We start from the raw sequence: 3,938 nt of genomic DNA, 5'->3' as shown, positions 1-3,938 counted from the left end.
GGATGCTGCCGCCCGTTGACCGGCGGCAGCGGGGGCGCGATCGAGGTGGCGCCGGGTGGTAACCGGCGGGGGTCCGACGAGACCGGCTCAAATCGCATCCGGCACCCCCTGGGGCACCGGCCACGCCAACCGGGCCCGCCGCCGTTCCAGCAGCGCGCCGACCGGCACCTCGAGGCCACGGGCCGCGCGCAGCAACGGCCGGGACGCCCGGACGGTGCCGCCCAGGCTGAGCACCTCGGCGGTACGCGGATCGTGCGGCAACCGGGCGATGACCGGTGTGTGCAACGCCTTGCTGACCTCGGTCTTGCCGTGGCCACCGCCGACCAGCAGCAGCCGGAGTGTGCCGGGCTGCACCCGGTGCTCGGCGAAGTCCCGTTCGATGGTCTGGAGCATCGCGCGGGTGCCGGAGAGGTCGGGCAGTTGTGCCCGGCTCACCACCAGCACCACCGATGCGGCACGCAGCAGCGGCCACGGGGTGCCGACCACGTGCAGCCGTCCACAGTCGACCAGCACGTCGTACGGCGGGTCGCCGTGCTCCAGCCCGCCGAAGTAGTCGGCGAACCGCTGCCAGAGCGGGATGACGCTGCCGGCCTGGGCCGGGTCGACGACGCCGGGCAGCAGCAGCCGCTCGCGTCGGGGTGCGTCCAGGTCGACGAGTTGCGACCAGAACGTCGACTCCAGGCTGCCGTCGCGCAGCTCGCCGACGGCCAGTTCGCCGATGCCCCGGGGGCCGTCGAGCGCACCGCCGAGGTAGCCGGCGAGCACCGAGCCGCCGGCCGGGTCGCACTCGGCCAGCACCAGCCGTCGATGCCAGCTCAACGCGCAAGCCAACGCGGTGGTGGTCACCCCCGGCGAGCCCTTGGCCGAGACCAGCGCGATGATCGCCATGCTCAGGCCGCCTTGGTCAGCACGACCGCGATCCGATCCTGAGCGGCCAGCGCCACCACCGCCGGTACGTCCCGAACGGCGAGTGCCAGATAGACCACGACCTCGTCCCGGCCCTCGGTGCTGACCGCGTCGGTGACGGTGGCGGTGAACCGGGTGGCGCTCGACGACGAGCCGCCGCTGCTGTTGCCGTCGTTGTTCGGGGTGCTCACCAGCAGGACCTGGTCGCCGGGGCGGAGCTTCGGCGCGGGGACCTGGGCCGCGCGCAGCCCGAGGGCGAGCTGCTGCTGCCCGGGGCCGAGCAGCGGGTCGTCGGTGAGCTGGGCCATGGTCAGCAGCGTCCCCGGGGCGAGCGAGACGGCGGCCCGCATCCCGATCACCTCGGCGAGCCGGCCGGACGGCACCGGGTCGAGCCCCTGTCCACCGGCCACCTGCACGGCCACCAGGTCGTCCGCGCCGATCACGCTGCCCACCTCGACGGTCTGCGCCACGGCCAGGTAACTGCCGGTGGCGCGGACCGAGGTGATCGCGAAGGCCGAACCCAGCCCGCCGAGGGCGATCAGCAGGACGGCCAGGCCGAGCAGGCCGGGGCGTACCCGGCGCTGCCGGACCACCCGGGGTGGGGCGACCGGCGCGTCCACCGAAGGGTTGCCGTTGCGGGTCGCCACGCTCATCGGGTCACCACCTGAAGCTCGTTGATCTGGATCTCGACCACACCGGTGGTGCGGGTGACGCCGGGGATGGTGCCGCTCCGGTCGCCGCCCTCCCACGTGACGTTCCAGTGCGTCGTCGCCTGCACCTCGTACGTGTCGGCTCTCGGGTAACCGCTGTCGTAGCCGCAGTCGGGGGACTGCTTGCCGGCGTGCCGGCCGCCCCGGTCGTACGCGGTGCCCGGGCCCCTGCAGGTGACCTCGACGCCGTTGCCCATGTCCCAGACGACCCTGTCGACCTCGGCGCGGATGCTCACCGTCAGGCCCCGGTCCGAGGCGGAGGCGGTCAGTGGGCCGAACTGATTGGGGCCGCGTTCCGCCCACATCCAGACGGGCAGGCCGACCAGGCCGGGGCCGATGCTCTTACGGGGGGCGACCCTGGCCCGGGGAGCGACGAGGCTGATCGAGGCGAACGCCCGGCGGGCCAACTCCTCCGGGTCCGGCGGGGCCCCGAAGCCGGGTGGCGCCTCCGGCAGTTGGACGGTCACCACCGAGCCGAGGTCACCGCCGTTGCAGGCGCGGGTGTACCACAGGTACCCCTCGTCGGCCTCCGGCTGCGGCTCCGCGAGCTTGTAGTAGCAACCGTCGTTGCTGTTGAACCAGCCCAGATCGTCGTCGTAGCAGGGGATGGTGCGTCCGTTCCACTGGCAGACGCCACTGCCACCGCCCCCGTTGTTACCGCCGTTGTTGCCGCCGCCACCGTTGTTGCCACCGTTGCCGGGGGTGCCGGGGTCGTCGTCCCAGACGTTGCAGTTCGGCTGGGCGGGCGGGCACTCGGCGCCGGGGTCGGCGTGCGCCGGCACCCCCGGCCCGGTGGTCAGCAGCAGGGCCAGGACGCTGCCGAGCAGCGCGCGGCGGACCAGCCGACCAGGGGGCTGCGTGAGCCCGGTGGCCTCCCGGGATCGGCGGGTCCTGCCGACTCGCGCGGTCAGCACGGCTGGTCCCGGTGGGCGGCACCGGCGCTGATCAGCCAGCGACCGTCGGGGTAGCGCATCGCGGTGGCGGTGGCCAGGTGCCGGGAGCCCCGGGTCCCGGGCACCGTCTTCTTCCCGTCGGAGCGGTAGACCAGCCGGTAGCCGGTCGCGTCGAGACAGTCCTGGATCTCCACGGTGGGTGGTGCGGCGTCCAGGTTGACCGAGATCACCGTGGGATCGGAGCGGATCGTGCCGACGCTGACCGCATCGTTGTCGCGGGCCTTGCGCAGACTCAGCCGGACCCGGGTCAGCAGCGGGTCACCGAGGAAGCGGGTCAACTCCGGGTGCTGCGGGTCGCTGTGCAGGCTCGCCGTACGGGAGGCGGTGAGATAGCCGGTGTAGGCCGCCAGCGCAGCCTTCTCGGCGGCCTTCTCCTCGGCCACCCGTTGCGCGTCGGTCGGTGTCCCGCGTCGCTCGGACGCTGTCGCGGTGGTCGCTTCCTGAGCGCCACCGCAGGCGGTGGTCGTGCCGACTGCCGCCACCGCGACCAGACCGGCCGTCCAGCGACTGAGCTGCCGTGCTCGCACCTTCGTGCCCTCCTCGGTGCTGATCCGGCGACCGCCGTCGCCGGCGTTTCCCAGGCGTGCGGTAGTGCGACCGGAGGGGCGTTCCCCGGTCCTGCCCGAATCGCAGCCGCATTTACCTGTTTGAATCTCTAGAAATGCACTGCCTGGCTGGTGATGCCCCCGTGGACATGGGTTGCGCCGCGTCCAAGGGGCGAGCATAAGCTGATGCCGGCCGATGCGACAGAGGCAATTCAACCGAACACGCTGAGTCATGGATGGTGGTGGTGTCGGGTGGTTACCGGTAGGTTGCGGGCGTCGGTCGCGACGCTCGGAGCGTCGGCCGGGCGCGGGCGATCGGCCACGCCGTTCCGTCGTTCGTGGAGCGGTCGATCAGCCGTTCGTCATGTGGCGGGAAATGGCATGTGGTCCGATCTGTCCCCGGTCATATCGGGCCCGGGTTCGCGCCAATTGCATTCCATGGGAATTGCATCAGTCTCTCCGGCGCGTTTCGGCCGACACTCCGCGAGAGCCGGAGGAGTCCCGGCCCGACATTCGTGCCACCACCCGATCCGAGTGGACACACTACGGTCCGTGGTGGGCTCGACCGGGCAGTCTGCCGCATGAGCCGGCACGACCCGAGCCCGCCGGTCCGCGAGCGGGCACCGGCCGACCACCGGCCACCGTCGGACGCCTCCACCACCCGCCGGCCGGGCCCGCGCCTCCTGGCCGCGCTGGCGATCACCCCACTGATGCGGTACGCGATCGCGCGCTTCGCCGTACCCGCCGAGGTCGGTAGCCGGGCCGGCTGCGACGCCTGCGGTGCCCCGATCAGCCTGGCCCGGCCGTGGCCTGCGCTCGGACCG

Annotated in this window: 4 protein-coding genes and 1 pseudogene; 1 reads left to right on the top strand and 4 read right to left on the bottom strand. The window is 72.7% G+C overall.

Going from position 1 to position 3,938, the window contains the following annotated elements; all coding sequences use genetic code 11:
* Positions 1-87 precede the first annotated feature (87 nt).
* The 4 genes from EYA84_RS28265 to EYA84_RS28250 form a co-directional block, all read right to left on the bottom strand.
* The gene (locus EYA84_RS28265; protein ID WP_131056961.1) at positions 88-888 is read right to left on the bottom strand and encodes a ParA family protein; all 801 of its coding nucleotides are present in this window, start codon (positions 886-888) and stop codon (positions 88-90) included.
* Between the two features lie 2 nt (positions 889-890).
* On the bottom strand, positions 891-1,559 hold the full coding sequence (locus EYA84_RS28260; RefSeq protein ID WP_131056960.1) for an SAF domain-containing protein: 669 nt from the start codon (positions 1,557-1,559) through the stop codon (positions 891-893).
* Positions 1,556-2,458, bottom strand: coding sequence for a hypothetical protein (locus EYA84_RS28255; protein ID WP_131056963.1), 903 nt, complete (start codon positions 2,456-2,458; stop codon positions 1,556-1,558). Before EYA84_RS28255 ends, EYA84_RS28260 begins: the two co-directional genes overlap by 4 nt.
* A 65-nt stretch (positions 2,459-2,523) precedes the next feature.
* The gene (locus tag EYA84_RS28250; protein ID WP_131056958.1) at positions 2,524-3,096 is read right to left on the bottom strand and encodes a hypothetical protein; all 573 of its coding nucleotides are present in this window, start codon (positions 3,094-3,096) and stop codon (positions 2,524-2,526) included.
* Positions 3,097-3,695: 599 nt separating this feature from the next.
* On the opposite strand from EYA84_RS28250, the pseudogene EYA84_RS28245 reads away from it, so the two are divergent.
* Positions 3,696-3,938, top strand: a pseudogene (locus EYA84_RS28245) (hypothetical protein); the annotation flags it as partial.

The sequence above is a fragment of the Verrucosispora sp. SN26_14.1 genome (genome assembly GCF_004307965.1).
In the GTDB taxonomy this organism is placed as follows: domain Bacteria; phylum Actinomycetota; class Actinomycetes; order Mycobacteriales; family Micromonosporaceae; genus Micromonospora.
Note: the sequence above shows the minus strand (reverse complement) of the source record. Positions and strands in the feature narration are given on the sequence as shown.